This window comes from Caldimonas mangrovi, assembly GCF_023721835.1.
Taxonomy (GTDB): Bacteria; Pseudomonadota; Gammaproteobacteria; order Burkholderiales; family Burkholderiaceae_C; genus Caldimonas; species Caldimonas mangrovi.
In genome coordinates this window covers 413,760-427,129 of sequence record NZ_JAMKFE010000001.1, presented here as the reverse complement: position 1 = coordinate 427,129, position 13,370 = coordinate 413,760, and the positions used below count along the sequence as shown (strand labels likewise).

The 13,370-nt window shown below is 67.8% G+C and carries 14 protein-coding genes; 8 read left to right on the top strand and 6 right to left on the bottom strand.

The annotated features are described in order from the left end of the window. Positions 1-7: 7 nt before the first annotated feature. From parC to M8A51_RS02075, 3 genes are read right to left on the bottom strand one after another with little or no spacing between them, the layout of a single operon-like run. Positions 8-2,329 (bottom strand): DNA topoisomerase IV subunit A, encoded by a 2,322-nt coding sequence (gene parC / locus M8A51_RS02085; RefSeq protein WP_251776450.1) that lies wholly within the window; start codon positions 2,327-2,329, stop codon positions 8-10. Between the two features lie 22 nt (positions 2,330-2,351). Then, a complete protein-coding gene (locus M8A51_RS02080; RefSeq protein ID WP_251776449.1) occupies positions 2,352-2,879 on the bottom strand; it encodes a GNAT family N-acetyltransferase in 528 nt (175 codons plus the stop codon). Further along, a complete protein-coding gene (locus tag M8A51_RS02075; protein WP_251776448.1) occupies positions 2,879-4,864 on the bottom strand; it encodes a DNA topoisomerase IV subunit B in 1,986 nt (661 codons plus the stop codon). Before M8A51_RS02075 ends, M8A51_RS02080 begins: the two co-directional genes overlap by 1 nt. A 95-nt stretch (positions 4,865-4,959) precedes the next feature. Here M8A51_RS02075 and M8A51_RS02070 point away from each other — a divergent pair, with 95 nt between their 5' ends. The 7 genes from M8A51_RS02070 to M8A51_RS02040 are packed head-to-tail and all read left to right on the top strand — an operon-like array spanning position 4,960 to position 10,608. Continuing rightward, positions 4,960-6,174, top strand: coding sequence for an MFS transporter (locus M8A51_RS02070; protein WP_251776447.1), 1,215 nt, complete (start codon positions 4,960-4,962; stop codon positions 6,172-6,174). Between the two features lie 7 nt (positions 6,175-6,181). Next, positions 6,182-6,325 (top strand): hypothetical protein, encoded by a 144-nt coding sequence (locus M8A51_RS02065; RefSeq protein WP_251776446.1) that lies wholly within the window; start codon positions 6,182-6,184, stop codon positions 6,323-6,325. A 5-nt stretch (positions 6,326-6,330) separates the two neighbouring features. Beyond that, positions 6,331-7,125, top strand: a complete 795-nt coding sequence (locus tag M8A51_RS02060; RefSeq protein ID WP_368408513.1) for an SDR family oxidoreductase — start codon at positions 6,331-6,333, stop codon at positions 7,123-7,125. Beyond that, positions 7,122-7,670: a class I SAM-dependent methyltransferase gene (locus tag M8A51_RS02055; RefSeq protein WP_251776445.1), complete on the top strand. Its 549-nt coding sequence runs from the start codon at positions 7,122-7,124 to the stop codon at positions 7,668-7,670. Before M8A51_RS02060 ends, M8A51_RS02055 begins: the two co-directional genes overlap by 4 nt. A gap of 46 nt (positions 7,671-7,716) precedes the next feature. Beyond that, complete coding sequence (dapA, locus tag M8A51_RS02050; protein ID WP_251776444.1) at positions 7,717-8,598, top strand: 4-hydroxy-tetrahydrodipicolinate synthase; 882 nt, start codon at positions 7,717-7,719, stop codon at positions 8,596-8,598. 53 nt (positions 8,599-8,651) lie between these two features. After that, positions 8,652-9,806 (top strand): outer membrane protein assembly factor BamC, encoded by a 1,155-nt coding sequence (bamC, locus tag M8A51_RS02045; RefSeq protein WP_407062189.1) that lies wholly within the window; start codon positions 8,652-8,654, stop codon positions 9,804-9,806. A gap of 25 nt (positions 9,807-9,831) precedes the next feature. Next, a complete protein-coding gene (locus M8A51_RS02040; protein ID WP_251776561.1) occupies positions 9,832-10,608 on the top strand; it encodes an MBL fold metallo-hydrolase in 777 nt (258 codons plus the stop codon). Between the two features lie 84 nt (positions 10,609-10,692). Here M8A51_RS02040 and M8A51_RS02035 read toward each other — a convergent pair whose 3' ends face one another. The 3 genes from M8A51_RS02035 to M8A51_RS02025 all read right to left on the bottom strand — a co-directional run bounded on the left by M8A51_RS02035 (position 10,693) and on the right by M8A51_RS02025 (position 12,712). Beyond that, complete coding sequence (locus M8A51_RS02035; RefSeq protein WP_251776442.1) at positions 10,693-10,911, bottom strand: hypothetical protein; 219 nt, start codon at positions 10,909-10,911, stop codon at positions 10,693-10,695. A gap of 167 nt (positions 10,912-11,078) precedes the next feature. After that, positions 11,079-11,579 carry a hypothetical protein gene (locus M8A51_RS02030; RefSeq protein ID WP_251776441.1) on the bottom strand — a complete coding sequence of 167 codons (501 nt, stop codon included), beginning with the start codon at positions 11,577-11,579 and terminating at the stop codon, positions 11,079-11,081. A gap of 2 nt (positions 11,580-11,581) precedes the next feature. Further along, positions 11,582-12,712 carry a cupin domain-containing protein gene (locus tag M8A51_RS02025; RefSeq protein WP_251776440.1) on the bottom strand — a complete coding sequence of 377 codons (1,131 nt, stop codon included), beginning with the start codon at positions 12,710-12,712 and terminating at the stop codon, positions 11,582-11,584. Between the two features lie 25 nt (positions 12,713-12,737). Between M8A51_RS02025 and M8A51_RS02020 the strand changes: the two genes are divergently transcribed. Continuing rightward, complete coding sequence (locus M8A51_RS02020) at positions 12,738-13,259, top strand: FKBP-type peptidyl-prolyl cis-trans isomerase (RefSeq protein WP_251776439.1); 522 nt, start codon at positions 12,738-12,740, stop codon at positions 13,257-13,259. Positions 13,260-13,370: the final 111 nt, after the last annotated feature.

Genomic DNA, 13,370 nt, shown 5'->3' with positions numbered 1-13,370 from the left:
CGCAGCATCACGCCGGCAGCACCCGCTGCGGCGGCTTCATGCCGAGTTCTGTCGGGCGGCCCTTGCGGGCTCGCTTGCCGGCATAGGCCGACAGCGCCGCGCTGCGCAAGGTCTCTTCCTTCGGCTTGCCGCCGCGGCCCAGGCCCTGCACGACGACCGCGTCCTTGAACGGCGCCACCGAGACCAGCGGATCCTTCGCTTCGACGTCCATCAGCGTCAGACCGCGTCCACCATTGGACTGCAGCTTCAGCTCCTCGAGCCCGAACACCAGCAACCGCCCCGCATACGACAGGCAGGCGACGCGCGACGCGTCGCCGACGCGCGCCGGCGGCAGCAGCTTCGCGCCCTCGTCGAGCGTCAGGAAGCTCTTGCCGCCCTTCTGGCGCGACATCATGTCGCCGATCTTGGCGAGCAGCCCGTAGCCTGCGGTGTTGGCCAGCAGCAGCGTCGTGTCGGCCGGGCCGGCGTAGTAGTGGGCCAGCTGCGAGCCCGATTCGAGCTCGATCATCGTCGTCACCGGCTGGCCGTCGCCGCGCGCCCCCGGCAGGGCGGACACTGCCACCGTGTAGACGCGGCCGTTGGAGCCGAACACCAGCAGCGTGTCGACGGTGCGGCATTCGAAGGTGCCGTACAGCCCGTCGCCAGCCTTGAACGCGAAGCTCCCGGCTTCGTGCCCATGCCCCTGTCGTGCACGCACCCAGCCCTTCTGGCTGACCACCACCGTCACCGGCTCGTCGACCACCTTGACCTCGGCCACCGCGCGCTTGTCTTCCTGGATCAGCGTGCGGCGCTCATCGCCGTACTGCTTCGCGTCGGCCTCGATCTCCTTGACCACCGTGCGGCGCAGGCTGGCGGGGCTGTTGAGGATGTCCTCGAGCTTGGCCTGTTCGGTGCGCAGGGCTTCCAGCTCCTGCTCGATCTTGATCGCCTCCAGCCGCGCCAACTGGCGCAGGCGCAGTTCGAGGATGTCTTCCGCCTGCCGGTCGCTGAGCCGGAAGCGCTCGATCAGCGCCGCCTTGGGTTCGTCCGAGTTGCGGATGATGCGGATCACCTCGTCGATGTTCAACAGCACCAGCTGGCGGCCTTCGAGCACGTGGATGCGGTCGAGCACCTTGTCGAGCCGGTGCCGCGTACGGCGCTGCACCGTCGCGAGGCGGAACGCGATCCATTCGCCCAGCACCTGGCGCAGCGACTTCTGCGTGGGCCGGCCATCGCCGCCCACCATCGTCAGGTTGATCGGCGCCGAACTTTCGAGGCTGGTGTGCGCGAGCAGCGTGCGCACCAGGTCCTGCTGGTCGATGCGGCTGGTCTTCGGCTCGAACACGATGCGCACCGGCGCGTCCTTGCTCGACTCGTCGCGCACCGCATCGAGCACACCCAGCATCGTCACCTTGAGCTGCTGCTGCTCGGCGGTCAACGCCTTCTTGCCGGCCTTGACCTTCGGGTTGGTCAGCTCCTCGATCTCTTCGAGCACCTTCTGCGCACTGGTGCCCTGCGGCAACTCGGTCACGACCAGTTGCCACTGCCCGCGTGCCAGGTCCTCGATCTTCCACCGTGCCCGCACCTTCAGGCTGCCGCGTCCACTGGCGTAGGCCTCGCGGATGTCGGCCGCGCTGCTGATGATCTGGCCGCCGCCAGGAAAGTCCGGTCCCGGCAGCAGCGCGAACAGCTCGTCGTCGGTGAGCTTGTCGTTCCTGATCAACGCCACGGCGGCCGCGGCCACCTCGCGCAGGTTGTGGCTCGGGATCTCGGTTGCCAGGCCCACCGCGATGCCGCTCGCGCCGTTGAGCAGCACGAAGGGCAGGCGTGCCGGCAGCTGCCGGGGCTCCTGGAACGAGCCGTCGTAGTTGGGCACGAAGTCGACCGTGCCTTCGTCGAGTTCGTCGACCAGCAGCCTGGCGATCGGCGCCAGCCGCGCCTCGGTGTAGCGCATCGCCGCCGCGCCGTCGCCGTCGCGCGAACCGAAGTTGCCCTGCCCGTCGATCAGCGGATAGCGCTGCGAGAAGTCCTGTGCCATGCGCACCAGCGCGTCGTACGCGGCCTGGTCGCCGTGCGGGTGGTATTTGCCGAGCACGTCGCCGACCACCCGCGCACTCTTCACCGGCTTGGCCCCACCGGCCCCGGTGAAGGTGAGCCCCATGCGCTCCATCGTGAACAGGATGCGCCGCTGCACCGGCTTCTGCCCGTCGGTCACGTCGGGCAGCGCGCGGCCCTTCACCACCGACAGCGCGTATTCCAGATAGGCTCGCTCGGCGTAGCGAGCCAGCGTCAGGTCGTCGCCGCCACCGCCGATGGTGCCGTCGAACAGGTCGATCGTTTCTTGTGTCATCGTGTCTGCAAACTCGTTCTTGTCAGGCGGCTGCTTCCAGGCCCGCGGTGCACCGCTCGGCGTATTCGCTTTCGAGCAGCGACATCACCACCAGCGACTCGTAGCCCGCATCGGTGCGCACGCTTTCGCGCAGCCGGCCTTCCTCGACGAAGCCTTCCTTGTCGTACAGCGCCTTGGCGCGCACGTTGTGGGTCTTCACGTCGAGCCAGAAGCGGTGCGCGCCCAGGTCCTCGAAGGCGATCTTCTTCAGCAGCCGCAGGCAGGCGCGACCCAGCCCGCGGCCCTTGCTCTGGATCACCATGCGCTTGAGCTCGATCGACTTGTGATGGTTGCGGCAACCCACCAGGATCACGAAGCCGACCGGCTCCTGGGCGTCGCCGGCTTCGACGATGAAGTGGCGAAAGTCCGGAAAACGCACCGCCGCTTCGTGCTGCGTACGTTCCCATGGCGTGATGCTGGGCCGGTTGACCGGGTCGTTCTCGACCGTGAGCACGTAGTCGAGATCGTCCGTCAGCGTCGGCCGCAGCCGGATGCGCGCATTGCCGATCATCAGATGTCGATCTCCACCGCGTCGCCGTGGATCTCCATCAGCTCGCGCCGAGAGGCCGCCTCGCCCTTGCCCATCAGCTTGGTCAGGTGCTGCTCGGTGGTGGCGAAGTCGAGTTCGCCATACGCCACCTGCAGCAGCCGGCGCGTGTCCGGGTTGAGCGTGGTTTCCCACAGCTGCTCGGCGCTCATCTCACCCAGTCCCTTGAAGCGGCTGATGGTCCAGGCACCTTCGCGGCAACCTTCCTTGCGCAGCTTGTCGAGCGTGGCGGTCCGCTCGCCCTCGTCGAGCGCGTAGATCTTCGTCGCCGGCTTCTTGCCGCGCGCGGGTGCGTCGATGCGGAACAGCGGTGGTTTGGCCACATAGACATGGCCGCGCTCGATCAGCTTGGGGAAGTGGCGGAAGAACAGCGTCAGCAGCAGCACCTGGATGTGCGAGCCGTCCACGTCGGCGTCCGACAGGATGCAGATCTTGCCGTAGCGCAGGCCGCTCAGGTCCGGCTCGTCGCTCGGCCCGTGCGGGTCGACCCCGACCGCCACCGCGATGTCGTGGATCTCGTTGTTCGCGAACAGCCGGTCGCGCTCGACCTCCCAGGCATTGAGCACCTTGCCGCGCAGCGGCAGGATGGCCTGGGTCTCCTTGTCGCGCCCCATCTTGGCGCTGCCGCCGGCCGAATCGCCCTCGACGAGGAACACCTCGTTGAGCGAGATGTCGCGGCTTTCGCAGTCGGTCAGCTTGCCGGGCAGCACCGCGACGCCCGAGCCCTTCTTTTTCTCGACCTTTTGCCCCGCTCGCTGGCGCGCCTGCGCCTGCTTGATGACCAGGTCAGCCAGCTTTTTTCCGTAGTCGACGTGATGGTTCAGCCACAGCTCCATCGCCGGCTTCACGTAGGTCGACACCAGCCGCAGCGCATCGCGGCTGTTGAGCCGCTCCTTGGTCTGGCCCTGGAACTGCGGGTCCAGCACCTTGGCCGACAGCACGAAGCTGGCACGCGAAAACACGTCTTCCGGCATCAGCTTCACGCCCTTGGGCAGCAGCGAGTGCAATTCGATGAACCCCTTCACGGCACCGAACAAGCCGTCCTTCAGCCCGGCCTCGTGCGTGCCGCCGGCTACCGTGGGAATCAGGTTGACATAGCTCTCGCGCATCGGCGAGCCGTCCTCGGTGAAGGCCACGCACCATGCAGCGCCCTCGCCTTCGGCGAAGTTCTCGGTCTCGCCTTCCTCGGCGTAGTGCTCGCCTTCGAACAACGGGATCACCGGGTCGGACGGCAGCGTCTGCATCAGGTAATCGCGCAGCCCGCCCTTGTAGAGCCAGGTGCTGGTCTCGCCGCTCTTCTCGTAGGTCAGCGTGACGGTCACACCGGGCATCAGCACGGCCTTGCTGCGCAGCAGGTGCACCAGTTCGTGCTTGGGCAGCTCGGCGCTCTCGAAGTACCTGGCGTCCGGCCACACCCGCACCGAAGTGCCGCACTTGCGCTCGCCCGCGTCGGCCTTGCGTTTTTTCAGCGGCTCGATCACGTCGCCGCCGCTGAAGGTCAGGTGGGCCGCCTGGCCGTCGCGCCACACGGCCACCTCCAGCCGCTTCGACAGGGCGTTGGTCACGCTGACCCCGACGCCGTGCAGGCCGCCGGAGAAGCTGTACGCCCCCCCGGAACCCTTGTCGAACTTGCCGCCGGCGTGCAGCCGGGTGAAGACGATCTCGACCACGGGCACCTTCTCTTCGGGGTGCAGGCCGAACGGGATGCCGCGGCCATCGTCCTCGACACCGATGGAGCCGTCGGTGTGCACCGTCACCGCGATGCGACGGCCGAAACCGGCCAGCGCCTCGTCGGCGGCGTTGTCGATCACCTCCTGCACGATGTGCAGAGGGTTTTCGGTGCGGGTATACATGCCCGGGCGCTGCTTGACCGGCTCCAGGCCCTTCAGCACGCGGATCGACGCCTCGCCATAGGCGGCGTCGGGTTTCGAACTCGGTTTGGTCGCCATATGGCGGCGGATTCTAGGCGGGTCGAAAACCCTGCTCGGCGCCGGCGCCCCCTCGCCAGCACGATCGTGCGGCTTTCGTTACAGTCGACGCCACCATGACGCACCCCACGCCCCCCAAACTCTCGATGACCCAGGTGCTGATCTGCGGCGCGATGATCGTCACGCTGTCGATGGGCATCCGCCACGGCTTCGGCCTGTGGCTGCAGCCGATCACGATGGAGCGTGGCTGGAGCCGCGAGACCTTCGCCTTCGCGATCGCCATTCAGAACCTGATGTGGGGCGCCACCGGCCCCATCGCCGGCATGCTGGCCGACCGCTTCGGCGCCTTCCGCGTGCTGCTGGCGGGCTCCCTGCTGTACGCCGGCGGCCTCGTGCTGATGGGGCTGGCGACCTCGGGCCTCGCCTTCACCGGCAGCGCCGGTCTGATGCTGGGCATGGCTCAGGCGGGCACGACCTACGCCATCGTCTACGGCGTCATCGGCCGCAACGTCGCACCGGAAAAGCGCTCGTGGGCCATGGGCGTGGCCGCCGCCGCCGGGTCGTTCGGCCAGTTCCTGATGGTGCCGGTCGAGAACTGGCTGATCGGTGGTGTGGGATGGCAGAACGCACTGTTCATCCTCGGCTGCCTGGCGCTTGCCATCATGCCGCTGGCCATCGGCCTGAAGGAGCCGAAAGCCGCCGCGCCCACCGGTGTGCAGCAGAGCATCGGCCAGGCGCTGCGCGAAGCCTTCGGCTACCCGAGCTTCCAGTTGCTGATGGCCGGCTATTTCGTCTGCGGCTTCCAGGTGGTGTTCATCGGCGTGCACATGCCCAGCTACCTGAAGGACCACGGCCTGTCGCCGGAAGTGGCGACCTACGCGCTGGCGCTGATCGGCCTGTTCAACGTGTTCGGCACCTATGCCGCCGGCACGCTGGGGCAGCGGCTGCCGAAGCGCTACATCCTTTCCACCATCTACCTGCTGCGTTCCATCGCGATCATCGTCTTCCTGTCCGTGCCGCTGTCGCCAATGAGCGTGTATGTGTTCTCGGCGATCATGGGCGTGCTGTGGCTGTCCACCGTGCCGCCGACCAATGCGGTGGTCGCACAGATCTTCGGCGTGCAATACCTGTCGATGCTGGGCGGCTTCGTGTTCTTTTCGCACCAGATCGGCTCCTTCCTTGGCGTCTGGCTGGGCGGCAAGCTCTACGACGCCACCGGCAGCTACGACATCGTCTGGTGGTTGGCGGTCGCCCTCGGCGTGTTTGCCGCGCTGGTGAATCTCCCCGTGCGGGAAAGCGCCATTTCACGGCCGGCGTCCGCCGCGGCATGATGCGGGAATGAACGCGCACCGCCCCGCCCCACTGTGGCTGCGCGCCCTGCTATGGGCGCTGGCCGTGGCGCTGCTGCTCGCGGTGTTCGCCTGGTACCAGCAGCCTGCACTGATGGTGGAGCTGGCCAACCAACTCTGGAGCTGCTTCTGAACAAGGTGGTCGTGATCACCGGTGCCTCGGACGGCATCGGTGCCGAGTTGGCGCGCCAGTTGGCGCTGCGGCCCGCCACGCTGGTGCTGGCCGCGCGCAACCTCGACAAGCTGCAAGCGGTGGCGCAGCAGTGCCGCGACCGCGGCGCCGGCGACGTGCTGGTGCAACGCACCGACGTCTCGGTCGAGGCCGATTGCCGCACGTTGATCCAGGCGGCGGTTCAAACCTATGGCCGGCTCGACGTGCTGATCAACAATGCCGGCATGTCGGCCCACGCCCGGCTCGACGAGGTCGGCGATCTCGGTTGGTACGAAGACCTGATGCGCACCAACCACTGGGGCGCCGTCTGGTGCACCCACGCGGCGCTGCAGCACCTGAAGGCCAGCCGCGGGCAGATCGTTGCCGTCAGCAGTCTCGCCGGGCTGGTCGGCGTGCCCGGGCGCACCGCCTACAGTGCCACGAAATTCGCCATGAACGGCTTCTTCGAGGCCTTGCGCGTCGAGCTGGCCGAAGCCGGCGTCGGCGTGACCATCGCCTACCCCGGCGTCGTTGCCACGGAGATCCGCCGCCGCGGCTACAACGCCGCCGGACAACCGGCCGGCAAGAGCGGGCTCGACGAACGCGGTGCGATGAGCGCGGAAGACTGCGCGCGCCTGATCTTGCGAGGCATGGACCGCCGGCAGCGCGACGTCGTGATGAGCGCCAAAGGCAAGCTCGGGCGCTGGATGAAGCTGCTGGCGCCCGGCTGGGTCGACCGCATGGCGCTCGCAGCGCTGAACAAATCGGGGTCGGACCGATGAACCATGCCGGCATCAGCCCGTCGCCCTGGGTGCAGCGTTGGTCGCATCTGGTGCCCGTCGGGGGCGCGGTGCTCGACGTCGCCTGCGGCTCGGGCCGGCATGTGCGCTGGTTTGCGAGCCGGGGCTGCCGGGTGACCGCGCTCGACCGTGACGAGGCGGCGGTGCGCCCGCTGCAGGACTGCGCCGAAGTGGTGATTGCCGACATCGAGCAAGGCTCGTGGCCGCTGGGTGAGCGCCGGTTCGACACCGTGCTGGTCACCAACTATCTGTGGCGCCCGCTGCTGCCGCTGCTGGTCGACCGCGTCGCGCCGGGCGGCGTGCTGATCTACGAAACCTTTGCCTTCGGCAACCAGACCGTCGGCCGGCCGTCCAACCCCGCCTTCCTGCTGAGGCCCGGTGAATTGCTGGAGGCGGTGCAGGGCCACCTGCGGCCGCTCGGCTACGAGGACGGCTACGCCGACGCGCCGCCACGCTACCTTCAGCGGCTGGCGGCCGTGCGCGAGGTCCCGGGCCGCGCCCTGCCGCGCTACCCACTGCCGGGATGAGCCCGGCCCCGTGGGTAAAATCGCCGGATACTGAGGAACTGACCCCATGACCCCGATTGTTGGCAGCATCGTCGCGCTCGTGACGCCGATGCACGAAGACGGCCGCGTCGACTACGGCACGCTGCGCGCGCTGATCGACTGGCACATCGCCGAAGGCACGAATTGCATCGGTGTTGTCGGCACCACCGGCGAGTCCCCGACCGTGACGGTCGAGGAGCAGGCCGAGATCATCCGTGTCGCGGTCGAACACGCGAAGGGCCGGGTGCCCATCATGGCCGGCGCCGGGGCCAATTCCACCGCCGAGGCCATCGAGCTGTCCCGCCACGCGAAGAAGATCGGCGCCGACTGCACGCTGCAGGTCGTGCCCTACTACAACAAGCCGACGCAAGAAGGCCAGTACCAACACTTCCGCGCCATCGCCGAAGCGGTGGACATCCCGATGGTGCTGTACAACGTGCCCGGCCGCACCGTCGCCGACATGCAGCACGAGACGGTGCTGCGCCTGGCGCAGATCCCGGGCATCGTCGGCATCAAGGAGGCCACCGGCAACATCGACCGCGCCGCCTGGCTCATCAAACAGGCCCCCAAGGGTTTCTCGATCTACTCGGGCGACGACCCCACCGCGGTGGCACTGATGCTGCTCGGCGGCCACGGCAACGTGAGCGTCACGGCAAACGTGGCCCCCAGGGCAATGAGTGAACTGTGCCGCGCCGCCGTGGCGGGCGACGCCAGACGGGCAGCGGAGCTGCACCTGCAACTGCTGTCGCTGCACAAGCTGCTGTTCGTCGAATCGAACCCGATCCCCGTCAAGTGGGCGTTGGCCCGCATCGGCAAGATCGGCCCCGCGCTGCGCCTGCCATTGGTGCCGCTGTCCACCCCTCACCATGCCGCGCTGGAACAAGCCCTGCGCGAAGCGAATCTGATCTGAGCGCCGCCCAGCCGGCCCGATCCACGTGCCGGCGTGCCTCAGCCCAAACGGAGATGTCTTCTGTGAATGCGCCCCTGAACCGGCCTGCCGTCCGCCTGACCGCCCTGGCCCTGGCCGCCACGCTGGCCGGCTGCTCCTCGATCGGCTCGATGCTCGAAGGCGACAAGGTCGATTACCGCTCCGGCGGCTCCAAGTCGGCTCGGCTGGAAGTTCCCCCCGACCTGACTCAGCTGGCCCGCGACCCGCGTTACCAGGCACCCGGCGGCAGCGTCAGCGCAGCGGCCTACCAGCAGCAGGCGGCAGCCGCCCCGGCGGCCCAGGCCGCTGCGACAGTGGCGCCTGATGCGATCGGTGACATCCGCATCGAGCGTGCCGGCAACCAGCGCTGGCTGGTGCTCCAGCAGGCGCCCGAGCAGGTCTGGCCGCAGCTCAAGGAGTTCTGGCAGGACCTCGGCTTCAATCTCACCACCGACTCGCCGCAAACCGGCGTGATGGAAACCGACTGGGCCGAAAACCGCGCCAAGCTGCCGCAAGACATCGTGCGCCGTACCGTCGGCCGGGTGCTGGAGTCGTTCTATTCGACCGGCGAACTGGACCGCTTCCGCACGCGCATCGAGCGCACGTCGGCCGGCACGGAGATCTACATCAGCCATCGCCGCATGGAAGAGGTCTACACCAACCAGCTGCAGGACCACACCAAGTGGCAGCCGGCCGGGTCGGACACCGAACTCGAAGCACAGATCCTGGCCCGGCTGATGGTGAAGCTCGGCGCCAAGACCGAGCGCGAGCAGGCCGAAGCGAAAGTGATCGCGACGCCCGCCGCCCCCGAGCGCGCGCGCGTGGTCACGAGCGGCGGCACGCCGGCGGTCCAGCTGGACGAGAGCTTCGATCGTGCTTGGCGCCGTGTCGGGCTGTCGCTCGATCGCAGTGGATTCACGGTCGAAGACCGCGATCGTGCACAAGGCCTCTACTTCGTGCGCTACGTCATGCCTTCGGGCGACGACGGCCGGCGCGAGCCCGGCTTGCTGTCGCGCTGGTTCGGCAGCGGAGGAAACGCGGCCGACGCCGGCCCGTCCCGCTACCGTGTCGCGGTCAAGAGCGAAGGGGAGCAGCGCACGCTGGTCTCGGTGCTGAATGCCCAGGGGGCACCGGAGTCCGGGGAGGCGGCGCAGCGCATCGTCAAGCTGCTCGCCGAAGACCTGAAGTAAGCCGCACGACAGGGCGCCGCCCATGATTCGCTTCTGCAGCGTGGGCAGCGGCAGCACCGGCAATGCCACGCTGATCGAAGCCGCCGCCGGCGGTCACGTCACGCGCGTGCTGGTCGACTGCGGCTTTTCGCTGCGCGAACTGGACACGCGACTGGCGCGTGCAGGTGTGGAAGCGGCCGCGCTGGCCGCCGTGTTCGTGACGCACGAACACGGCGACCACGTCGGTTGCGCCGTCAGCCTGTCGCGCCGCCACGGTATTCCGCTCTACATGAGCCACGGCACCTGGCGCGCGATCGGAGAGCCCGATGCCGCGGACGTGCCGCTGCACTTGGTGCGCGACCTGACACCGTTCACCGTCGGCAACCTCGAGCTGACGCCCTACACGGTGCCCCATGACGCCCGAGAGCCGTTGCAGCTGACCTGCACCGACGGCGACTCGAAGCTCGGCATCCTCACCGACGCGGGCTGCGCGACCGCGCATCTCGTCGAGCAACTGCGGGCTTGCAGCGCCCTGCTCCTCGAGTGCAATCACGACCCGCAGATGCTGCAAGCCTCGCGCTACCCGCCATCGCTGAGAGCGCGCATTGCCGGGCGGCTCGGCCATCTGTCCAACGGGACGGCTGCCGAGATTCTTGCCGCCTGCCGGCACTCGGCGCTACGGCATGTGGTGGCCGCCCACCTCAGCGAACAGAACAACACCCCGGCTCACGCAGCAGCGGCACTGGCCGGTGCGTTGAGCTGTCAGGCCGACGACATCATCGTCGCGACACCCGACCACGGCTTCGGGTGGTTGCAAGCATAGGCTGCGCACAGCCATTTTCCTTGCTTACGACCACGCAACAAAAAAGCCGCCCGAAGGCGGCTTTTTTGGTCTCGCTTCGGGGAATTACATCGAGGCGGGAGCGGAAGCAGGCTCAGCAGCAGCCGGAGCAGCTTCGGACGCGGGAGCGGCGGGAGCAGCGGCTTCGGAGGCCGGCTCAGCTGCGGGGGCCGGAGCCGGAGCCGGAGCTTCGACGGCCGGGGCGGGCGCCGGCTCTTCCTTCTTGCCACAAGCAGCCAGGGCCAGGGCAGCGATCACGGAAGCCAACAGAAGCGACTTTTTCATTCCTTATTCCTCAGAAAGTTTTCGACCAATCACCGGTAATCAGCCGGAACCCGACGGTCTGAGTTCCAACCGAGCGCGAGACGCACACCCCCATCCGCGAGTGACGTGAGTGGACATGTGAGCATTTCCACGCCAGCCCAAAATTATATCTGCGGGTAAACCAGAATTCATAGGCCCAAAGTGTGTGCCGGGAAGGCGTCGACGCTAAGCTGCAACATTTCGTTCAGCGTTTCGTGGGCCGCGACGAGATCGACGCCGTGGTTCTCGACCACGCCGCGATAGTGCAGCGGGTCGAGCAAGCGCACCAGGTGCTGCCCGGGCGCCAGCCACATGCGCGGCACCTGCTGCGGCGGCAGTTGCTCGATGGCACGGCACTCGATGATGTGCGCCCATTCGCGGCGCCATTGCACCCACCGCGCGTGCCGGCGCACGATCTCGTCGAAGCTGCCTGCCAACACGACCAGTCGGCGATGCCCGTAGGCCCAGCGGGTCAAGGCCTCGACGACGGCTCGTTCTCCGAGCGGCCAGTCGGCGTAGTCGGTGTCGCACAGCCACAGTTCACGCGAGCCCTGCTCGGCAGCGAGTTCGAAGGCGGCGCGCACCGCGGTCTGGAATTCGTTGCGTGATTCGAAACGCCGGTAGACCTGTGATGTCGGTGGTGCATCCATCTTCACTCCTTCTCAATCGCCGGTGGGCCCAGCCAGCCGTCGTCGGCCCACTGTTCAAGCAAGGCCCGTGCGCCTTCGCCGAGGCGCTGCACCTGCGCCGCGTCAAGTTCGCGCGCGTCGGCCAACCGGCGCATCAGTGTGGCATCGCGGCCGGCAGCACGGTACGACTCGCCGTTGATGTAGATGTGCTTCGCGTCGTACATCATGCGGGTGCGCCGATCGAGCCTCACGCCGCCCGAGACGTCGCCGCCGTCGCCCGCAGCGAACCACACCTCCTGCTTCGGCTCCGTCAGGTATTCACCGAGGGCGCAATCCAGCGAAGCTTCGTCGCGCAACAGTGCGGCGACCGCTGCGCCCGCATACGCCCGCAAGTCCGGGGGCAGCAACCCCGGTGTCGTCGTCGCCGCCTGTTTCGGATCACGGTAGAGCGCTTCGTCGTCCTCCTGGGCTTCGAGCATGCGCACCAGCACCTCGCGCGCCAGTTCGTGGCGGCGCGGCGAGCGAAAACCGATCGAGTAGGTCATGCATTCGCCTTCGGCCACGCCATCGTGCGCCCAGCCGGGCGGCAGGTACAGCATGTCGCCGGGCTCGAGCACCCATTCCTCTTCGGGCTCGAAGTTGCGCAGGATCTTCAACGGCACGCCAGGCACCCATTGCGGGTCGTCGAGGCGGCCGACGCGCCAACGCCTGCGCCCATGCACCTGCAGCAGGAAGACATCGTAGGAATCGACGTGCGGCCCGACGCCACCGCCGTCGGTCGCATACGAGATCATCAGGTCGTCCAGGCGCGCATCCGGCACAAAGCGGAACTGCTGCATCAGCCGGTGCACCGGCTCGACGTGCAGGTCGACGCCTTGCACCAGCACCGTCCAACCGGGTTGCGACAGCGGCGGCAGCACGCGACGCGGCAAGGGCCCCCGCTTGAGCGTCCACGCTTGATGACCCTCGTGCACGATGAGCCGGGACTCGACGTCGTCGCGCGAGGCCAGCTCGAACAGGCCGGCGCGCGGCACCAGCGGCGCAATGCCCGGCATCGCCTGGCGGATCAGCAGCGGCTTCTTGTGCCAGTGCCGCCGCATGAACTGCTCGGGCGTGAGCCCCCCGAGCAGGGAGAGTTTTTGGTCCGTTCGCATGCGGGCATTGTGCGATGATTGCCTGATGTTGATTTCGACTCCCTGTGTCGTCAGCCTCACCTGGCGACTCGAAGACACCCTGGGCCACCTGATCGACGAACTCACCGAACCGGTCGAGTTCTTCTTCGGCGGCGACGACCTGCTCGGCAAGGTCGAAGAGGCCATCGAAGGCCAGCAGACCGGCTTCGAAACCAGGCTGCAGCTCGAGCCCGAACAGGCTTTCGGCGACTACAACCCTGACCTCGTGTTCTTCGAGGAACGCGGCATCTTTCCCGAGCACGTCGAGCCGGGCATGCAGTTCGACGGCCTGCCCGAAGGCTCCACGACGCAGGGCATGCCCAACGACCTGATCTACACGATCACCGAGGTCTACGACAGCCACGTGGTGCTCGACGGCAACCACCCGCTGGCCGGCATCGCGCTGCGCCTCAGCCTGAAGGTGCGCGACGTGCGTGAAGCGAGCGGCGAAGAGATCGAGAACCGCTCGGTGGGCCAACCCGTCCTCACGGTGCTGAACACCGTGCCGCCCAGTTCGGGAGTTCATTGACCCCTCTACGCGCTGAGCACGCCCCTCGAGGGGCCTGTGCCAGCCGACCGGCGGAGCCGGATCCGCGGCACCACTCGATCTGTCCGCATCGTCTGGCCGGCAGGTGCGCAG